The organism is Corynebacterium sanguinis (genome assembly GCF_007641235.1).
Taxonomy (GTDB): domain Bacteria; phylum Actinomycetota; class Actinomycetes; order Mycobacteriales; family Mycobacteriaceae; genus Corynebacterium; species Corynebacterium sanguinis.
Map to the genome: position 1 here is coordinate 1,652,488 of NZ_CP038157.1, position 18,195 is coordinate 1,670,682.

Annotated in this window: 16 protein-coding genes; 15 read left to right on the forward strand and 1 reads right to left on the reverse strand. The window is 66.1% G+C overall.

The genetic code is table 11. From position 1 onward, the window contains the following. The first annotated feature begins 323 nt into the window (after positions 1–323). The 4 genes from ftsY (at position 324) to ffh (ending at position 5,549) form a co-directional block, all read left to right on the forward strand. Positions 324–1,868: a signal recognition particle-docking protein FtsY gene (ftsY, locus tag E3227_RS08000; RefSeq protein ID WP_170228656.1), complete on the forward strand. Its 1,545-nt coding sequence runs from the start codon at positions 324–326 to the stop codon at positions 1,866–1,868. Between the two features lie 158 nt (positions 1,869–2,026). After that, complete coding sequence (locus E3227_RS08005) at positions 2,027–3,478, forward strand: ammonium transporter (protein ID WP_246062660.1); 1,452 nt, start codon at positions 2,027–2,029, stop codon at positions 3,476–3,478. Between the two features lie 9 nt (positions 3,479–3,487). Next, positions 3,488–3,826: a P-II family nitrogen regulator gene (locus E3227_RS08010; protein ID WP_136651585.1), complete on the forward strand. Its 339-nt coding sequence runs from the start codon at positions 3,488–3,490 to the stop codon at positions 3,824–3,826. Between the two features lie 91 nt (positions 3,827–3,917). Further along, entirely contained in the window at positions 3,918–5,549 is a 1,632-nt protein-coding gene (ffh, locus tag E3227_RS08015; RefSeq protein WP_136651586.1) for a signal recognition particle protein, read from the forward strand. A gap of 28 nt (positions 5,550–5,577) precedes the next feature. On the opposite strand, the gene E3227_RS08020 is transcribed toward ffh, so the two are convergent. Then, positions 5,578–7,677 carry an acyltransferase family protein gene (locus tag E3227_RS08020; RefSeq protein ID WP_144318126.1) on the reverse strand — a complete coding sequence of 700 codons (2,100 nt, stop codon included), beginning with the start codon at positions 7,675–7,677 and terminating at the stop codon, positions 5,578–5,580. A 244-nt stretch (positions 7,678–7,921) separates the two neighbouring features. Here E3227_RS08020 and rpsP point away from each other — a divergent pair, with 244 nt between their 5' ends. The 11 genes from rpsP (at position 7,922) to E3227_RS08075 (ending at position 18,188) form a co-directional block, all read left to right on the forward strand. After that, positions 7,922–8,443 carry a 30S ribosomal protein S16 gene (gene rpsP, locus E3227_RS08025; protein WP_144318127.1) on the forward strand — a complete coding sequence of 174 codons (522 nt, stop codon included), beginning with the start codon at positions 7,922–7,924 and terminating at the stop codon, positions 8,441–8,443. A gap of 110 nt (positions 8,444–8,553) precedes the next feature. After that, complete coding sequence (gene rimM / locus E3227_RS08030; RefSeq protein ID WP_144318128.1) at positions 8,554–9,054, forward strand: ribosome maturation factor RimM; 501 nt, start codon at positions 8,554–8,556, stop codon at positions 9,052–9,054. Continuing rightward, positions 9,047–10,078, forward strand: coding sequence for a tRNA (guanosine(37)-N1)-methyltransferase TrmD (gene trmD, locus E3227_RS08035; protein WP_144318129.1), 1,032 nt, complete (start codon positions 9,047–9,049; stop codon positions 10,076–10,078). The genes rimM and trmD overlap by 8 nt, the downstream gene beginning before the upstream one ends. A 26-nt stretch (positions 10,079–10,104) precedes the next feature. Next, positions 10,105–12,372, forward strand: a complete 2,268-nt coding sequence (locus E3227_RS08040; protein ID WP_144318130.1) for a Tex family protein — start codon at positions 10,105–10,107, stop codon at positions 12,370–12,372. Between the two features lie 107 nt (positions 12,373–12,479). Further along, a complete protein-coding gene (gene rplS / locus E3227_RS08045; protein WP_144318131.1) occupies positions 12,480–12,827 on the forward strand; it encodes a 50S ribosomal protein L19 in 348 nt (115 codons plus the stop codon). Positions 12,828–13,413: 586 nt separating this feature from the next. Beyond that, complete coding sequence (gene lepB, locus E3227_RS08050; protein WP_246062919.1) at positions 13,414–14,103, forward strand: signal peptidase I; 690 nt, start codon at positions 13,414–13,416, stop codon at positions 14,101–14,103. Further along, complete coding sequence (locus E3227_RS08055) at positions 14,104–14,745, forward strand: ribonuclease HII (protein WP_144318132.1); 642 nt, start codon at positions 14,104–14,106, stop codon at positions 14,743–14,745. Further along, a complete protein-coding gene (locus tag E3227_RS08060) occupies positions 14,742–15,050 on the forward strand; it encodes a DUF2469 domain-containing protein (protein ID WP_136651593.1) in 309 nt (102 codons plus the stop codon). Before E3227_RS08055 ends, E3227_RS08060 begins: the two co-directional genes overlap by 4 nt. Positions 15,051–15,152: 102 nt before the next feature. Continuing rightward, on the forward strand, positions 15,153–15,527 hold the full coding sequence (locus E3227_RS08065) for a YraN family protein (RefSeq protein ID WP_136651594.1): 375 nt from the start codon (positions 15,153–15,155) through the stop codon (positions 15,525–15,527). Beyond that, positions 15,514–17,016 carry a YifB family Mg chelatase-like AAA ATPase gene (locus tag E3227_RS08070; RefSeq protein ID WP_144318133.1) on the forward strand — a complete coding sequence of 501 codons (1,503 nt, stop codon included), beginning with the start codon at positions 15,514–15,516 and terminating at the stop codon, positions 17,014–17,016. Before E3227_RS08065 ends, E3227_RS08070 begins: the two co-directional genes overlap by 14 nt. Further along, positions 17,013–18,188 (forward strand): DNA-processing protein DprA, encoded by a 1,176-nt coding sequence (locus E3227_RS08075; protein WP_144318134.1) that lies wholly within the window; start codon positions 17,013–17,015, stop codon positions 18,186–18,188. The genes E3227_RS08070 and E3227_RS08075 overlap by 4 nt, the downstream gene beginning before the upstream one ends. Positions 18,189–18,195 lie beyond the last annotated feature (7 nt).

Genomic DNA, 18,195 nt, shown 5'->3' on the forward strand with positions numbered 1-18,195 from the left:
CCGTCGACGGCAGGCTGGGGGACCCAGGTGCTGTTCATGACGTGGAGCAGCGTCTCACCGGTGGCCGGGGTGGCGTCGGCGGGCAGGTCAACGATCTCGGGGACAGCAGAATAGTCGGTAGTCACGTATGTGTCGGGTGTAGTCGGGGTGGACGAGTGTGCGGACGCGTTGGTCAGGGGAGCGCAGGCCGCGAGGAACGCGACAGAGCCGGCGCCGATGAGCTTGAACACGTTGTGTCGATTGGTCATGCCTTTTACGCAACCACCGCCGGCCGTGCGAGCGCTATACACAAAAGTATCCAATTGGCTGGCACTATGGAGGGCATGAACACGACTCTCATTTGGATCCTGATCGCCATTGTGGTGATCGCCCTGATCATCGTCGGAATCGTGGTGATCGGTAACAGCCGCAAGAAGTCGAAGACCATCTCCTTCGACAAACCCGCAGATCAGGCCCCGAAAGAACTGACGCAGCAGGAGAAATCAGGTAACTACCAGGCCAAGGGCGGATTCGCCTTCGCACCGGCGGAGGTCCCCGAGCCGGTGCGCGTGGACAATCCCGTTGAGCCCGCCGAACCCGCGCCGGGCGGCTCGACCGCGATGTCGCAGCTCAACGAGCAGCTCGCTCAAGAACCAGTCGCCGCTCCGGAGCCTGAGATTGAACTGAGCGATGATGCGGCCGACGCAGTGGAAGAGCTCAACGACGACGTGGTCGAGGAGGGCGTCGAGAAGCCTGCTGTCGATGGCCTGTCTGAGGATGGCCGCGACATCGTGGAGGAGGCGTTCGAGGCTGAGCAGGATCCCGAGGAGGATCCGGAGGCGGAGGAGGCCGCCAACATCGCTGCGGTCACCGCCGAGGTGGCTGACGCCGCGCGCCAGGAGGGGGCTGAAGTTTCGGAGGAGGCGATCGTCGATACGCCCGCGGCGAGCGAGCCGATCGACGAGATCGCCCCGGCCGCGGGCCGCATTGGCAAGCTGCGCGGGCGCCTGTCGCGCTCGCAGAACGCCATCGGCCAGGGCCTGCTGGGCATCCTGACCGCGGGCGACCTCGACGAGGACGCTTGGGAGGAGATCGAAGACACGCTGATCATGGCCGATCTGGGCACCCAGCTCACGCTGAAGGTGACCGAGTCGCTGCGCGCCAAGATCGCCGAGCGGGGTGTGAGCAGCGAAGCCGAGGCCCGCGCCATGCTGCGCGAAGCGCTGATCGAGGCCGCTCACCCCGAGATGGATCGTTCGATCAAGGCGATGCCCAACGAGGGAAAGCCCGCCGTGATCCTGGTCGTGGGTGTCAACGGTACGGGCAAGACGACCACCACCGGCAAGCTCGCCCGCGTGCTGGTGTCCATGGGCCACTCGGTGGTGCTCGGGGCGGCCGATACATTCCGCGCCGCGGCGGCGGATCAGCTGGAAACGTGGGGGCGCCGCGTGGGTGCCTCCACCGTGCGCGGCAAGGAGGGCGCGGACCCGGCATCGGTCGCCTTCGATGCGGTGGCTACGGGTGTGGACCAGGGTGCTGACGTGGTTCTCGTCGATACCGCGGGGCGCCTGCACACGGCGACCGGCCTGATGGATCAGCTGGGCAAGGTCAGGCGCGTGGTGGAGAAGAAGTCGCATGTCGACGAGGTGCTGCTGGTCCTCGACGCCACGGTGGGGCAAAACGGCATCACCCAGGCGCGCGTGTTCCGCGAGGTCGTCAACATCACCGGCGTGGTGCTGACCAAGCTCGACGGGACGGCCAAGGGCGGAATCGTTTTCCAGGTCCAGGAAGAGCTCGGCGTGCCGGTCAAGCTCGTCGGACTGGGAGAGGGCGCCGACGACCTCGCGCCGTTCGAGGTGGAAAGCTTCGTCGACGCGCTGCTCGGCTAACTCCTCCCAGCTAAACCGAACCCGCCTCCCAGCTCGGGTGGCGGGTTTTGTGATGTCCGTCGCATTACGGGTGTCTGGCTTTCACACGGGATATCTGTCGCTCTACAGTAAACAGGGTCCAAACTGTCGACCGATAGATTTACTGAGAGGTGAAAACTGTGGAAGCTGACCAAATGGCCGTCGTCGCAGGCAATTCGAGCTGGATGCTGATATCGGCGTCACTAGTTCTGCTCATGACCCCCGCGCTGGCGCTGTTCTACGGCGGAATGTCCTCGCGCCGAAGCGTGCTCAACATGATGATGATGTCTTTCACCAGCCTCGGCATTGTCACGATCGTGTACGTGCTGTGGGGCTGGTCCATGTCGTACGGCACGCAATCCATTGGCGGGGTGTTCGCCAACCCCTTCGAGTTCTTCGGCCTGGCCAACGCCATCGTCGACGCCGAGGGTAACTACATCGAAGGTGCCGCCGGTTACGCCAACGTCATTGACATTGGCTTCCAGCTCACCTTCGCCGTGATCTCCACCGCGATCATCTCCGGCGCGGTTGCAAGCCGTGTCAAGATCGGCTCCTGGGTGGTCTTCGCCGCCCTGTGGTCGACCCTGGTCTACTTCCCGCTCGCTCACATGGTGTGGGGTGGCGGCCTGCTCGGCCATGCGGAAGGCTCCATCGCGGCGCGCCTGTTCGGCGTCGTCGACGGCGAAGCGGCAGTCTCCCCGATTGACTTCGCCGGCGGCACCGTCGTTCACATCTCCGCCGGCACCGCAGCGCTCGTGCTCGCGCTGGTCATCGGGCGCCGCCAGGGCTTCCCGACGTCCAACTCACGCCCCCACAACCTCCCGCTCGTCATGATCGGCGCGGCCCTGCTGTGGTTCGGCTGGTTCGGTTTCAACGGCGGCTCCGCGTTCGCGGCCGACGGCCTCGCCGGCATGGCGTGGATCAACACCACCGCCGCAGCGGCCGCAGCCATGATGGGCTGGTTGCTCATTGAGAAGCTTCGCGACGGCTACGCCACCTCCCTCGGCGCATCCTCCGGCCTCGTCGCAGGCCTGGTCACAATCACCCCGGCTGCAGGCGATCTCGCTCCCGTCTCATCCCTGATCCTCGGCTTCATCGGCGGCGTGCTCGCATGCTTCGGCGTCGGCCTCAAATACGTGCTCAACTACGACGACTCCCTCGACGTGGTCGGCGTGCACCTCGTCGCTGGCCTGTGGGGCACCGTCGGACTCGCGTTCTTTGCCGGCGAGCGCGGTATCTTCACCGGTGATGTCACCGAGGGCTTCAAGCTCCTCGGTATCCAGATCATCATCGCGCTGGTGTCCATGGTCTTCGCGGGCGTGATCACTCTGGTGATCGCGCTGGCGATCAAGTACACGATGGGTTGGAGGGTCACCCGCGAGGAAGAGTTCGAAGGCGTCGACTACTCCGTGCACCGCGAGACCGGCTACGACTTCGGCGGCCCCGGCATGCGCCCGGGTGGCCTTCCGGCAGGCAACAAGTCCGCGGCAGAACTCGGCCTCAACGAGGCCCGCGGAGACCACCACAACACCCAGCACCCCCGCGGCGACGCTGACGCGGCCGCTTCGCGCAAAATTGAGCCGAAGGTCTAAGGAGAAGTCATGAAACTAATCACTGCAGTGGTCAAGCCTTTCACCGTGATCTACATCATGGAGGCGCTTGAAGAAATCGGCGTGTGCGGTATCACCGTCACGGATGCGCAGGGCCGCGGCCGCCAGGGCGGCAACGTGGAGTACTACCGCGGCGCGAAGTACTCCTCGCCGTTCGTGGCCAAGGCCAAGGTTGAAGTGCTCGTGACAGACGAGCAGGTTGACGTGGCCGTCGATACGCTCGTGAAAAGCGCTTATACCGGCGAGGTCGGCGACGGCAAGGTGTGGGTCACCTCGATCGACAACGTCGTGCGCGTGCGCACTGGTGAGAAGGACGATCAAGCCATCTAAGGGTGGGCGGAAAGTTCTGCATCACGGGGATACGCGCTAGGCTGTAACGAGCCAATCGCCGTATCTCACCTTTAAAGGAGCGTGCACCTCAGTGTTTGAGTCGCTGTCCGACCGCCTACAAACTGCCCTCGGCGGCCTGCGCGGTAAGGGCAAGCTGACCGAGGCAGACATCAACAACACCGCCCGTGAGATCCGCCTCGCGCTGCTCGAGGCCGATGTTTCCCTCACCGTGGTGCGCGCCTTTATTAAACGAGTCAAGGAGCGCTCCCTCGGCGCCGATGTCTCCGAGGCGCTCAACCCGGCGCAGCAAGTCATCAAAATCGTCGACGAGGAGCTCACCAACATCCTCGGCGGCGAGACCCGCCGGCTGAACCTGGCGAAAACCCCGCCGACCGTGATCATGCTCGCCGGGCTGCAGGGCGCCGGTAAGACCACGCTCGCCGGCAAGCTGGCGAACCACCTGACCAAGCAGGGCCACACCCCGATGCTGGTGGCCTGCGACCTGCAGCGCCCCGGGGCGGTGCAGCAGCTGCAAATCGTCGGCGAGCGCGCTGGCGTCCCGACGTTCGCGCCGGACCCCGGCACGTCGCTGGATTCGCTAGATCACGAGATGGGCACCTCCCACGGTGACCCCGTCGCCGTGGCCACGGCGGGTATTGAGCACGCCGTTCGCGCCAAGAACGACGTGGTCATCATCGATACCGCCGGTCGCCTCGGCATCGACGAAACCCTGATGACGCAGGCGCGCAACATCCGCGATGCCGTCAACCCCGATGAAGTCCTCTTCGTCATCGACGCGATGATCGGCCAGGACGCCGTCGCCACCGCGCAGGCGTTCGCCGACGGCGTCGACTTCACCGGTGTGGTGCTGACCAAGCTTGACGGCGACGCCCGCGGCGGCGCAGCGCTGTCGATCCGCGAGGTCACGGGCAAACCGATCTTGTTCGCCTCCACGGGTGAGAAGCTCGACGACTTCGACATCTTCCACCCCGACCGCATGTCCAGCCGCATCCTCGGCATGGGCGATGTGCTCTCGCTCATCGAGCAGGCCGAGACCATGTTCGACCAGCAGGAGGCCGAAAAGGCCGCCGCGCGCCTCGGCTCCGGCGAGCTCACTTTGGAGGACTTCCTCGACCAGCTGCTCATGGTCCGCCGCATGGGGCCGATCGGCAACCTGCTGAAGATGATGCCCGGTGGCAAGCAGATGAACGAGATGGCCGACATGGTCGACGAGAAGCAGCTCGACCGCATCCAGGCGATCATCCGCGGCATGACTCCCGCCGAGCGCGAGGACCCGAAGATCCTCAACGCCTCGCGCCGCAAGCGCATCGCCAACGGTTCCGGCGTGTCCGTCTCCGACGTCAACCAGCTCGTGGAGCGCTTCTTCGAGGCGAAGAAGATGATGGGGCAGATGGCCAGCCAGTTCGGCCTGCCCGGCATGCCTGGAATGGGCGGGGGGCGCAGCGCCACGAAGAAGAAGCCGAAGGGACGCAAGGGCAAGAACGGCAAGCGCAAGCCGGTGAAGAACCGTGGCGGCGCGAAGCCGGGAATGCCCGGTGGCATGCCGAGCATGGCGGACCTGCAAAAAATGCAGGAGCAGCTGGGCGGGGGTATGCCCGGTATGCCCGGAGCAGGGAAGATGCCGCCGGGCATGGAGGGCCTCGACCTGAATAACCTCGACTTCTCCCAGGCGATGAAGAATCTGGGGAAGAAAGGGAAGTAGGTCTACGCGCGCTCTGGAAGTCAGCGCGTCAACTCCCGGCCGTCTCCTCCAAGAGGGGGCCGAGGTGGTGCCAGATAAGCGGTGCCAGAGTGAGAGAGTAAGCGTTGGAGATGTGGTTCTGGTCCCGGTAGACGGTGACGTTTCCGATCACGGGCGGGCACAGCCCGTCGGGACAGTACCAGCCGGAGGTGTCCACCATGTGGCGCATGGCGTCCGCATCGGAGTAGTCGGCGGCCGGGTCTTCGGGCGAGTACATCGTCGTGGCGGGCATGCTGCATTCGGCGACCGAGCCGCCGTTGACTACACAGCCGTTGGGGTTCAAGGGGGTCCCGTCGGCATCGAAAATCCACGGGTTGTCTCTGAGCCCGAGAAACGGGATCTCGGCCTCGGCGAAGGCATCCCACACCTCCACGTACTCCGGGGGAACGGAATCCGTGGATGGGCTCGCTTCTCCGGCTGAGCCGGCCGGGCGTGTCGAGGTAGAGACCACCACGGCCGGGTCGAGGGATGCGAGCTCGTTGAATGTGTTGAGCGACCACTTCGCGCACCGGTGGCTGACCAGGTCTCCGGGGGTAAACACCATCGGGCACGTCTGGCGGATGAAAGTGATGACCTTAAACCCGTGTTTCTTGCCCAGCTCGTCGAGTGCCACACCGTATGTTTCGGCGTGGGAGCCGCCGACCAAGGCCACGGTTGTTTCGGCCTCGGGGTCTCCGTAGACGCAATCTGCTTCCGGCGCGGCATCCCCCGGCTCATCCTGGGAAATCACGCAGCCGTCGCGGAAGATGTGGGTGGTGATGCTGGAGGCCAGCATGGGTGCCGGCTGAGCAGGCACATCCGGAACTGAGGCGCCGCGCAGAGCCATTGCCCCCGGATGCTGCTCCGCACTGGAGGGGGAATCGGCGATGGTGACGTGTCGCTCCCACATCGGTGACAGCGACAGGATCGCTGCCGTGCTGGTGGCGATGAGGACACCGCCCGCCGCCCGCGCGGCACCCGCGGGCCGCCGCAGAGAACCCAGCGCTGCCGTGACGGGTGCGTCTTGTTTCGTCGGGCGCTTGCCGTGCATGCGCAAGGGCTCCTCGACCGCCGTGTGCGTTGCCTGGGCAAGGACAATGGAAAGCGCGATAACTCCCAGGCCGACGGACAGGGGTGGAATGGTATGCGAGCCTATGGTGACGGCGATGATCAACAGTGGCCAGTGCCATAGATAGAGGGGATAGGCGACGGAACCGAGCCAGGTAATCGGCCGCGACGAAAGAATCGATGACACGGGATTGGCTGGGTTGCTCAGCACAATCAGTGCAGCCCCGCCAATCGGCATCAGGGTGAGCGGTCCGGGATATGCCAGGGTTGTGGGAATGACAACACCGGTCAACGCTATCAGTGTGAGACCGCTGCCGGCGGTGAGGGCGCTGAACCGCCTCGGAATCTGCACCTGTGCGGCCAGGGCGAGCAATCCTCCCAGCGTCAGCTCCCAGGCGCGGGAAAAGAAGGAGTAATAGTTCGGTTCCGTGCCGAAAAGGCCGAAGCGCGATGCCCAGCTCAACGATGCCACGGTCACCACCACGAGCAACGCGATGGTCCCGCGTCGCACCCAGGTTCGGGATATGCCCGTCCGAGTGACAAGCACTGCAATGACCGTTCCGAGCAGGATGGCGGCGAGATAGAACTGCCCCTGAATGCTGATGGACCACAAGTGCTGCAGCGGCGATGCTTCCGGGCTCACAGCGGCGTAATCAGAGCCCTGGGCGGCGAGCTCGCGGTTCTGGGCGAAGAAGATGGTGGCGGTGAACTGCCGCAGGAGTTCTCCGCTCACCAGTCCCGGAACGAGCGCGAACACGAGGATGACGGTCGCCGCCAGTACCACCACCAGCGAGGGTATGAGACGGCGGGCGGTGCGCCACATGGGCCACCACGGATTTACGCGGGGGTTCTCGCGTAGCGCGTAGCGCACCTGTGACCCGACGAAGAAGTACCCCGAGAGGAAAAGGAACACGTCCACACCGCCGGATACGCGCCCCACGAAAATATGGAACACCACGACGAGGGCGATGGCGATGCCGCGCAAACCTTCGAGGTCGTTGCGGAATTGGGGGGTGCTACTGGCTGCCCTCCCACTGTCCATCGCCGTCCTCCTTCCCGCGCAGGTAAGCAACGGGTAGTCTACTCCGGCCCGTTTTGGACTCTGAAACCGACCGGTTGTAAGGTAATGCAGGTTGCGCAGCGCTCTGCGTGCGCACACCCTGCGTTAGCGCCGGACCCGAGTACGCTCGACCGGCCCGTCACACGCAAGTAAATCCAAAGGGTTGAACCGGCCCGCAGACAAGCTGCGGGTGTCTGAACTGCCCAGTGACCACGAAGGACTTTTCATGGCTGTCAAGATTAAGCTGCAGCGTCTCGGCAAGATCCGCAACGCCCAGTACCGCGTCGTCATCGCCGACGCACGTGCCCGCCGCGACGGCAAGGTGATCGAGAACATCGGCATCTACCACCCGAAGGAGGAGCCGTCGCTGATCCGCATCAATTCCGAGCGTGCACAGTACTGGCTCGGCGTCGGCGCCCAGCCGACCGAGCCGGTTCTCGCGCTGCTCAAGGTGACCGGCGATTGGCAGAAGCACAAGGGCCTCGACGGCGCCGAGGGCACCCTGAAGGTTGCTCCGGAGAAGCCGTCCAAGCTCGAGCTGTTCAACCAGGCTCTCGAGGAGGCCAACAACGGCCCGACCGCCGAGGCCATCACCGAGAAGCGCAAGAAGGCCAAGGATGAGGCAGAGGCTAAGGCTGCCGCCGAGGCTGAGGCTGCTGCGAAGGCTGAGGCAGAGGCTGCCGCAGAGTCCGCAGCAGAGTCTTCCGAGGAAGCTCCGGCTGAGGAAGATGCCGCTGAGGAGAACTAGTATCCGTCACTAGGTGACTGCAATGCACATTGTGCGTTGCAGTCTTCCTTTGTTTTCGGGGTGTGGGTGGGGCGTCGATAAGCAAAAAGGCCCTGCTAGAATACGCGCTCATGGAGCTGCTCATCGGCAAGGTCGTTAAATCCCACGGCATCAAGGGAGAGGTCGCCGTCGAGGTGCTTACCGATGACCCCGGCGAGCGCTTCGTCGTCGGGGAGGTGCTGACTGGCCGGCAGCCGGGCAAGGAGCGCGAGCTGACCATCAAGACGCTGCGACCGCACCAAAACCGCCTGCTGATGAGCTTTGAAGAGGTGCCCGACCGCACGCAGGCGGACTCGCTGCGCGGGATGCAGTTCTTCGCCCCGCCGCTCGAGCGCGAGGAGGACTCGGAGGAGTTCTACGACCACGAGCTCATCGGGCTCAAGGTGATCCACGAGGGCCGCGAAGTCGGTGAGGTCACCGGCGTGATGGACACGCCGAACCGGAAGATCCTGGAGATCGACTACGACGGCCGCGAGGTGTTAGTCCCGTTCGTGATCGACTTCGTTCCGGAGATTGATCTGGGCGAGCAGACGCTGACGATCACCCCGCCGGAGGGCCTGCTGGATGTCTAAGCTGCGCCTGGACATCATCACCATCTTCCCCGAGTACCTCGAGCCGCTGCGCCACGCTCTGCTGGGCAGGGCGATTGAGCAGGGGATCCTCACCGTCGCCATCCACAACCTGCGCGATTGGGCGACGGGCCGGCACAAGTCCGTCGACGCGCCGCCGTTGGGTGGTGGGCCCGGGATGGTGATGAAGCCCGAGGTGTGGGGGCCCGCCCTCGACGCCGTTGCTGCCGGGCGCGAGGGGTTCGAGATCGACTCGGCTGCGGCGCACCGCAACGACAAGGCGCGTCACGACGACGTGGCAAGAGTCGCGCCCCGCCCGTACGAGGCGCAGGATCAGGACCGCTCCCTGCCGCTGCTGCTCGTGCCCACCCCGGCCGGCACGCCGTTTACGCAGGCGGACGCGCAGGCGTTCTCGCGCGAGGAGCATATTGTGATCGCGTGCGGCCGCTACGAGGGCATCGACCAGCGCGTGTTCGAGGACGCGCGGAAGCGCTACAGGGTGCGCGAGGTCTCCATCGGCGACTACGTGCTCATCGGCGGCGAGGTGGCCGCGCTCGTCATCGCCGAGGCCGTCACCCGGTTGATCCCGGGCGTGCTGGGAAACACGGAGAGCCACGAGGAGGACTCCTTTTCCGACGGCCTGCTCGAAGGCCCCGCGTACACCAAGCCCAGGCAGTGGCGCGGCATCGACGCCCCGGAGGTGCTGCTCTCCGGCGATCACGCCAAGGTGCGCAGGTGGCGCCGCGACCAGGCCCTGCTGCGCACCCAGCGGGTGCGACCCGAGCTGCTGGAGCATGCCGAGCTTGACGCGGCGGATGAGTTTACGCTTCACGCCCGCGAGGTGGAGCTCGTTATCGACGCCGAGATCGCGGATGCAGAGCGCGCTGTGCGCAAGGCGCTGCGCCGATCGGGCGTCGAGGTCGACTCGGTCGAGGTGGCCGGCGCGCGCGTGATCGTGCGGGGGCGCACGGCGTTGAGCGAGGGGGACGTGAAAAAGGTCGTCGATAAGGCGCGGCGAGTGCTGTAAAAGGCGGCTGCGATACACTCACACGAATGACCACCATCGCAGCCACCATCGCGACAGAACTCGGCGCCACGCAGGCGCAGGTAGACACCGCCCTGGCCCTTTTGGCCGAGGGCAACACCGTGCCGTTCATTTCCCGCTACCGCAAGGAAGCCACCGGCGGGCTTGACGACGCTCAACTGCGCCACATCGAACAACGCCACGCCTACCTCGCCGAGCTGGAGGATCGCCGCGCCACCGTGCTCGCCGCTATCGAAGAGCAGGGCAAACTCACCGACGAGCTACGCGCCCAGGTCCTCGCCGCCGACACTAAAGCGCGCCTGGAGGACCTCTACCTGCCGTACAAGAAGCGCCGCGCCACGAAGGCGGACATCGCGCGCGAGGCGGGCCTGGACAACCTGCTGAGCACACTTATCGACGCCCCCTCGTCCGACCCGGAGGTCACGGCCGCGGGCTTTGTCACCGAGGGCTTCCCGGACGCGAAAAGCGCGCTCGACGGCGCCCGCGTGATCCTCGCGGAGCGTCTCGCGCTCGACGCCGACCTGGTGGGGGCGCTGCGCGAGCGCTTCTTCAACACCGCGACGATGCGCGCCAGCGTCATCGCGGGCAAGGAGAGCGACGGGGCGAAGTTCAAGGACTACTTCGACTTCGCCGAGCCTCTCGACACCCTGCCCAGCCACCGCATCCTCGCCCTGTTCCGCGCCGAAAATGAGGGGGTGCTCACCCTGTTGCTCGATCCGGGCGAGGAGGAGGTCTTTACCGGCATGATTGCCCGCCACGCGGACCTCGCGGTAAAAGAGTCGTCGTGGCTGGCCAAGAGCGTCGGGTGGGCGTGGCGCACCAAGCTGCAGGTTTCCGCCACGGTGGACGCGCGGATGCGCCTGAAGGAAAAGGCCGAGCTCGGCGCGCTGGAAGTGTTCTCCACAAACCTGCGCGATGTGTTGCTCGCCGCCCCAGCGGGCCAGCGCGTCACACTCGCGCTCGATCCCGGTTACCGCAACGGGGTCAAGTGCGCCGTGGTCGACGGCACCGGAAAGGTGCTCGAGACGGCCATTGTCTACCCGCACCAGCCCCAGAACCGCTGGGCGGAGGCCGTCGAGAAGCTGTCCACCATGGCGGCGGCCCACCGCGCGGAGCTCATCGCGGTGGGCAACGGCACCGCGAGCCGCGAATCGGAAAAGCTCGCCGGCGAGGTGGCGGATCTCATCGCCCGCGCCGGCGGTACGCGGCCGACGCCGGTGATGGTGTCCGAGTCGGGCGCGTCGGTCTACTCCGCCTCCGAGATCGCTGCGGCCGAGTTCCCGGACATGGACGTCTCGTTGCGCTCTGCGGTCTCCATCGCGCGGCGCTTGCAGGACCCTTTGGCGGAACTGGTCAAGGTCGATCCGAAGTCGATCGGGGTGGGGCAGTACCAGCACGACGTGAACCAGGCCGCGCTCGCCCACGCGCTCGATGCCGTGGTCGAGGATGCGGTCAACGCCGTGGGCGTGGATCTCAACACCGCCTCGGTGCCGCTGCTCGAGCGGGTCGCCGGGATTAGCGCGACGCTGGCGAAAAACATCGTTGACTACCGCGACGAGCACGGGGCGTTTCACACGCGCAAGGAGCTGACCCAGGTGCCCCGCCTCGGGCCGAAGGCTTTCGAGCAGGCGGCGGGGTTCATGCGCATCCGGGGAGGGGGCGATCCGCTCGATGCTTCGGCTGTGCACCCGGAGGCCTACCCGGTGGTCGAGCGCATCGCCGCGTCGACGGGCCTGGACACCCAGGCGCTGATCGGCAACACCGCAGTTCTTACGCGATTGAGCGCCGCGGACTTCGCCGACGACACCTTCGGCGTTCCCACCGTCACCGACATCATTTCCGAGTTGGAGAAGCCGGGCCGCGACCCGCGTCCGGAGTTCGTCACGGCCGCGTTCAAGGAGGGGGTGCACAAGGTCTCGGACCTCACTCCGGGCATGATCCTGGAGGGCACCGTCACCAACGTCGCCGCCTTCGGTGCCTTCGTCGATGTCGGGGTGCACCAGGACGGTCTGGTCCACGTCTCGGCGATGAGCCGGAAATTCGTTTCCGACCCGCACGAGGTGGTCCGCTCGGGACAGGTGGTCACGGTCAAAGTGATGGAGGTCGACGTCGAACGCCAGCGCATCGGGCTGTCGCTACGGCTTGACGACGACCCCGGCAACGCAACCCCGCCCGCGAAGGCGGGGCGGCGTTCGGGTGGGCGTCGACAAGCGAAGCCCGCGTCGGGGTCGATGGCCGAGGCCCTTAAGCAGGCGGGATTTGGTAAAGGCCGCTGAGGCTCTGTAAACTCACTCAGGTTGTTGTAGGCGACACGAACCGGTCGAGCGCTCGTAATTCGGGCGCCGCTAGGGTCCTCTGTCCGTAAACGAAAAGGATTGCTTCCATGAGCAATGGCATTATTGACCTCGTCGACGCAGGTCAGCTGCGCGAGGATATCCCGAACTTCCGCCCGGGCGACACCCTCGGCGTGCACGTCAAGGTTATCGAGGGTTCCGTGACCCGTACCCAGCTCTTCGAGGGCTTCGTTGTGCGCCGCCAGGGCGGCGGCATCCGCGAGACCTTCACGGTGCGCAAGATCTCCTTCGGCATCGGCGTTGAGCGTACCTTCCCGGTGCACTCCCCGAACATCGAGAAGATCGAGGTGCTGCGCAAGGGTGACGTGCGCCGCGCGAAGCTGTACTACATGCGCGATCTGCGCGGCAAGGCAGCCCGCATCAAGGAGCGCCGCTAGTTTTCACTGGCTCGCGCCTGACCCCGTCCACGTTTGTGGGCGGGGTTTTTGTGTGTAGGCGGTGGTCCTGTCTGCGCGTGTGTGGGGGTTTCCGCTGCTGTTGCGGGGTTCGCTGCTGATCCTGTCCGTGCGGGTGGGTTTGTGCGCGGTTTGGACTGCGCAATTTAAGTGGTTCGCCGTTTCGCGACCTGGGGTTTTGCTTACGGTTCGTGGCTAATTGCGCAGTCTAAACTGCGCAGACCGCGGCCGGCATCCAAGCGCGTGGCCAAGACTCTCTCGCGCACTATGGACTGCGTAATTTACGCGTCCCGCCAGAACGCGACCTGGGGTTTTGCCGACAGGGCGCGGCAAATTGCGCAGTCCAAACCACGCAGACCTTTGCCGGTGTCCAAGCCCGTGGCCGGGATTCCCCGCGCACTGTGGACTGCGCAATTTACGTATACCGCCATTACGCGACCTGGGATTTTTCCAACAACCCGCGCCAAATTACGCAGTCCAAACCGCGCTGCCTCCCACCGCCGCCCAAGGTCGCGCTGCTAAGGTGTTGCGGGTGAGTAACAGGAATCAGCCCGAGGCCGAAAAGCAGATGCCGTGGTACATCGAGATCCCGGTGGTCATCGCGCTGACCTTGGCGTTCATCTTCATCATCCAGACGTTCATCGGCCGCATGTACGTCATCCCCTCGGCCTCGATGGAGCCCACGCTGCACGGCTTCAACGGCACTGGCGACCGCGTGGCGGTGGAGAAAGTCAGCTACTACTTCCGCGACCCGGCACCGGGCGACGTCGTCGTGTTCGAGGGCACGGACGCGTGGAACTCCAGCTACGTTTCCACCCGCTCGGACAACCCGCTCGTGGCGGGTCTGCAGACCGTCGGTTCCTGGGTTGGTCTCGTGCCCCCGGACGAGAACAACCTGGTCAAGCGCATCATCGCCGAGGGCGGGCAGACCGTGTCGTGCCAGGCGGGCGACCCCGCCGTGATGGTCGATGGCGCCCCGATCGACCAGTCGTACATTCTGCAGCCGCCGGAGAACCCGATCAACCCGGCGACCGGCTCGCGGGAGTGCGGCGGTGATTACTTTGGCCCGGTCACCGTGCCGGAGGGGCACTACTTCATGATGGGCGACAACCGCACCAACTCGCTCGACTCCCGCGCGCACATGGTCGATGAACTCCAGGGCACGATCCCGCGCGAGAACCTGCGCGGCAAGGTCGCCGCCGTGGTGTTCCCGCTGAACCGCTTCGGCGGCGTCGCGTCGCCCGACATCCAGGGCTAAGTGCGCCGGCTGAAACAGCTGCGGACCTACGAGGTCGCGCTGGACAAGGCCGGCCTCGGCCCGGTCGCGGGTGTCGACGAGGCCGGCCGCGGCGCCTGCTTCGGCCCCGTCACCATCGCCGCCTGCGTGCTGCCGCCGCGCCCGATCGCCCAGCTCGATCGCTTGACGGACTCCAAGCAGCTAGCCCCCTCCACGCGTGCCTCGCTTTACGACGCCATCTGCGACGTCGCCGATAGCTTCGCGGTGGTGCACATCTCCGCCGCCGAGATCGACAGGCGGGGCATACAGGTGGCGAATGTGGATGGCGCTCGTCGGGCCGTCGCAAAGCTTGATGCGCGCCCTGGCTACGTGCTTGTCGACGCCCTGCGCGTGTCCGGGCTAACCGCCCCGCAGCTGCCGATCATCGGCGGCGACTACACCGCGCGCTGTATCGCCGCGGCGAGCGTGCTGGCGAAAGTCTCGCGCGACAGGCTGGTCACCGAGATGGCGCAGCGCTACGCCGACTACGGCATCGCCGGGCACAAGGGCTACGGCACGCAAGCGCACATGGCTGCGGTGCGTCGCCACGGTGCGAGCCCGGAGCATCGTTATAGTTATGCCAACGTGAGACAAGCCCACGAGTACTTTATGAGGTCACAATGAGCGCAGAGGAACTGGACAACTACGAGGCAGAGGTCGAACTCTCCCTGTACCGCGAGTACCGCGACGTGGTCAGCCAGTTCTCCTACGTGGTGGAAACGGATCGCCGCTTCTACCTGGCCAACGCCGTCGAGCTGATCCCGCACACCGAGGGCAGCGACGTGTACTACGAGGTGCGCATGTCGGACTGCTGGGTGTGGGACATGTACCGGGCGGTGCGATTCGTGCGCTACGTGCGCGTGATCACCTTCAAGGACGTCAACATCGAAGAGCTGGACAAGCCCGATCTGACCTTCCCGGAGCGCTAGCGTTTTAACCCTTTTTGACCCCCGGCGGGAACCACGCGGGGGTTTTTCCAGTCCAATGAGTGCAACGACATTCGCTGCATCTCTTGGGGGGACAACACAACAATGGCGCAACCAAACTACGCCGAAAACTACGCGCTGGCGCTGGCGGGCGAGGAACTCGCCGCGTCCGTTTACGCCGACATGGGATACTCCATCATCGCTGCCCGGGTGCGCACCAAGGTCGGCGAGATCGACCTGATTGTGCGCGATGCGACGGGCAACGTCGTGTTCGTGGAGGTGAAAACCCGCCGCGGGCGCGGTTTCGGGGCGGCAGAGGCGGTTACCGCGAAGAAGCTGCGCACCATGCGTCGCTGCGCCGCGGAATGGCTGGAGGACAAGCCCTACTCGCCCGTGCGTTTCGACGTCGCCGAAGTCATCGCCACCGACGAGAGTATGGACATCCGCCTTTTCGAGGACGTGGACCATGGCGCTTGCTAGCACCTGCGCGGCCACCGTCGAGGGCGTCGCGGCGCACGTGGTCAAGGTCGAAGCCAACGTCGGGCCCGGCCTGCCGGGGATGTACGTGGTGGGCCTAGGCGACGCCGCCGTCAAAGAATCGCGCGAGCGCATCCGCACCGCGGTGGCCAACTCGATCCTGCCGTGGCCGCGCACGAAGATCATGGTGTCGCTCTCGCCGGCGCACCTGCCGAAATCCGGCTCTCACTTCGACCTACCGATAGCGCTGGCCGTGCTCGCCAGCCTGGATCCGCTGCTGCGCGACAAGCTCGCCGACGTGCTCGTCCTCGGCGAGCTCGGCCTGGGCGGGACGCTGCGCCGCGTCGAGGGGATCGTGCCCATGCTCACCGCCGCACACTTTGACACCATCATCGTCCCGCGCGCCAACAGCGCCGAGGCCGCTTTGGTCAACCGCGGGCACATCCTCGTCGCTGATTCGCTCCTCGACGTCTACCACTGGGCGCTCGGGAGGAACACCCTCGACGTGGCCGCTGCCGCCGCGCCCGCGGAGCCACCGCCGCGCCCAGACTTTCGCGACGTCGCCGGCCAGGCCGATGCGAAGTTCGCGCTCGAGGTCGCGGCCGCCGGCGGGCACCACCTGTTCATGGTTGGCCCGCCCGGGTCCGGAAAATCCATGTTGGCCGAGCGCGTGGCGTCGATCCTGCCGGAGCTGACGTTGGACGAGAAGATCGAGGCCACCGCGATCCACTCGGTTTCCGGGCTGCCGTCGGGGGCGGTCGTTGAGCAGCGCCCGTTTGTCGCCCCGCATGCGTCGTTAAGCAAATCAGCTCTCATTGGCGGCGGCTCGGGGCACCCGCGCCCTGGGGCGGTGAGCCATGCGCACCACGGCGTGCTCTTCCTCGACGAGGCCAGCGAGATCCCCGCGGCCACCTTGGACGCGCTGCGCACCCCCTTGGAAAAGGGGCAGGTCAGGCTCACACGGGCGCGGCGTGAAGTCGTGTACCCGGCGAACTTCCAGCTCATCCTCGCCGCCAACCCCTGCCCGTGCGGCGCGGAGCACACCACGGACTGCCGGTGCACCGCAACGCAGCGGGCGCACCACCTACGCAACGTCTCCGGGCCGCTGCGGGATCGGATCGACATTTCCCTGGCCACGACCACACGCGGGGCCGTGATTGGGCGCGGGGACGCGGAGCCTTCTGCCGCGATCGCCGAACGCGTCGGTGAGGCACGGCTGCGCTCCGCCCACCGCTGGGCGGCGGTGGGGGAGAGTTTGAACGCGCGGGTTAACGCCACTGTGATTCGCCGGGAGTACCCAGCGGAGGATTCCGCCATGGCACTGCTTGCCGCCTATCTGGCGCGCGGCGAGCTGACGCAGCGTGGCGTCGACCGGGTGCTCAAGCTCGCCTGGACGCTCGCCGACCTGGAGAACGCCGCGCGCCCCGATCTTGGCCATATCGCGGCGGCCACGCAGCTGCGTGCGCCCGCTGCCTTCGAGGTGGTCGCGTGAGCTCGCCGGAATCGTGGGCCTACCTCAGCCGCGTCATCGAAGGGCCCTCACGACACCTGCAGGCGCTGCTGGCTGCGGGGCGCGACGCTGATGAAGTCGCCGCCGGGGTTCGAGCCCGGGCCAGCTGGCTCGGCGGCTTAGCAAGGGAGACGGAGTCGCGCCACGCCTGGGACCAGCCGCAGCGCGACCTCGAGGCGGCGCATGTTGCGGGGTTTCGCCTTGTCACACCCGACACCGAGGGCTGGCCGGGAGAGGTAATCACCGAGGCGTTTGTCACCGGAGTCGCCATCAGCCAGGCGAACCTCGCCGAGGCGAAACCAGACGGCGTGGCACCCCACGCGTTGTGGGTGAAGGGGGAGACCAACCTGGACCAGTTGTTCGCGCGGTCGGTGGCGATCGTCGGCACGCGGGCGTCGACAGCGTATGGGCACCACGCCACCGCGGATTTGGTCACGGGCCTGGCGGGATTCGGCTATACCGTCGTTTCCGGCGGGGCGCTGGGGATTGACACGGTGGCGCACGAGTCGGCGCTGTCGGCCGGGGCTCCTACCGTCGTCGTCGCTGCGTGCGGGCCTGGGGTGACGTATCCGCGTCGTAACACTGAGCTGTTTGATCGTGTCACTTCGGTGATCACGGAGTACCCGCCTGCGGTCACCCCGGACCGACACCGCTTCCTCACCCGCAACCGGCTGGTCGCGGGCTTGAGCCAAGGCAGCGTCATCGTCGAGGCGGCGTTTCGCTCCGGGGCGCTGAATACCTTGACGTGGGCGCACTACTTCAACCGCAGGGTGATGGCGGTGCCCGGGCCAATCCTCGGGCCCGGCTCGTTGGGGACCAACTTGGCTATCCAGGAGGGGCGCGCGGACATGGTGCTCAGCGCGGAGCAGATCCACGCGCTGTTCAGCAGCGTCGGCGAGATCGACCCCGACGCGCAGCTTGAGCTCGCTTTCGTGGCGGATGATGTTCAGCGCCTCAGCCGCAACGAGCTGCGGATTTACGACGCCCTGCCTCTGACCTCACGCGGAGCCGCGGCCGAGGACATCGCGTCGCGCGCCGGGCTCACCGTCGCCTTGAGCGTGCACATCCTAGTGGAGCTCGAAGCCCGCGGGCTCGTTGTCCGCGCGGGACGGCACTGGCGGCGTGGCGACGCGCCCCCGGCGCCACAGGAGTAAACTTATG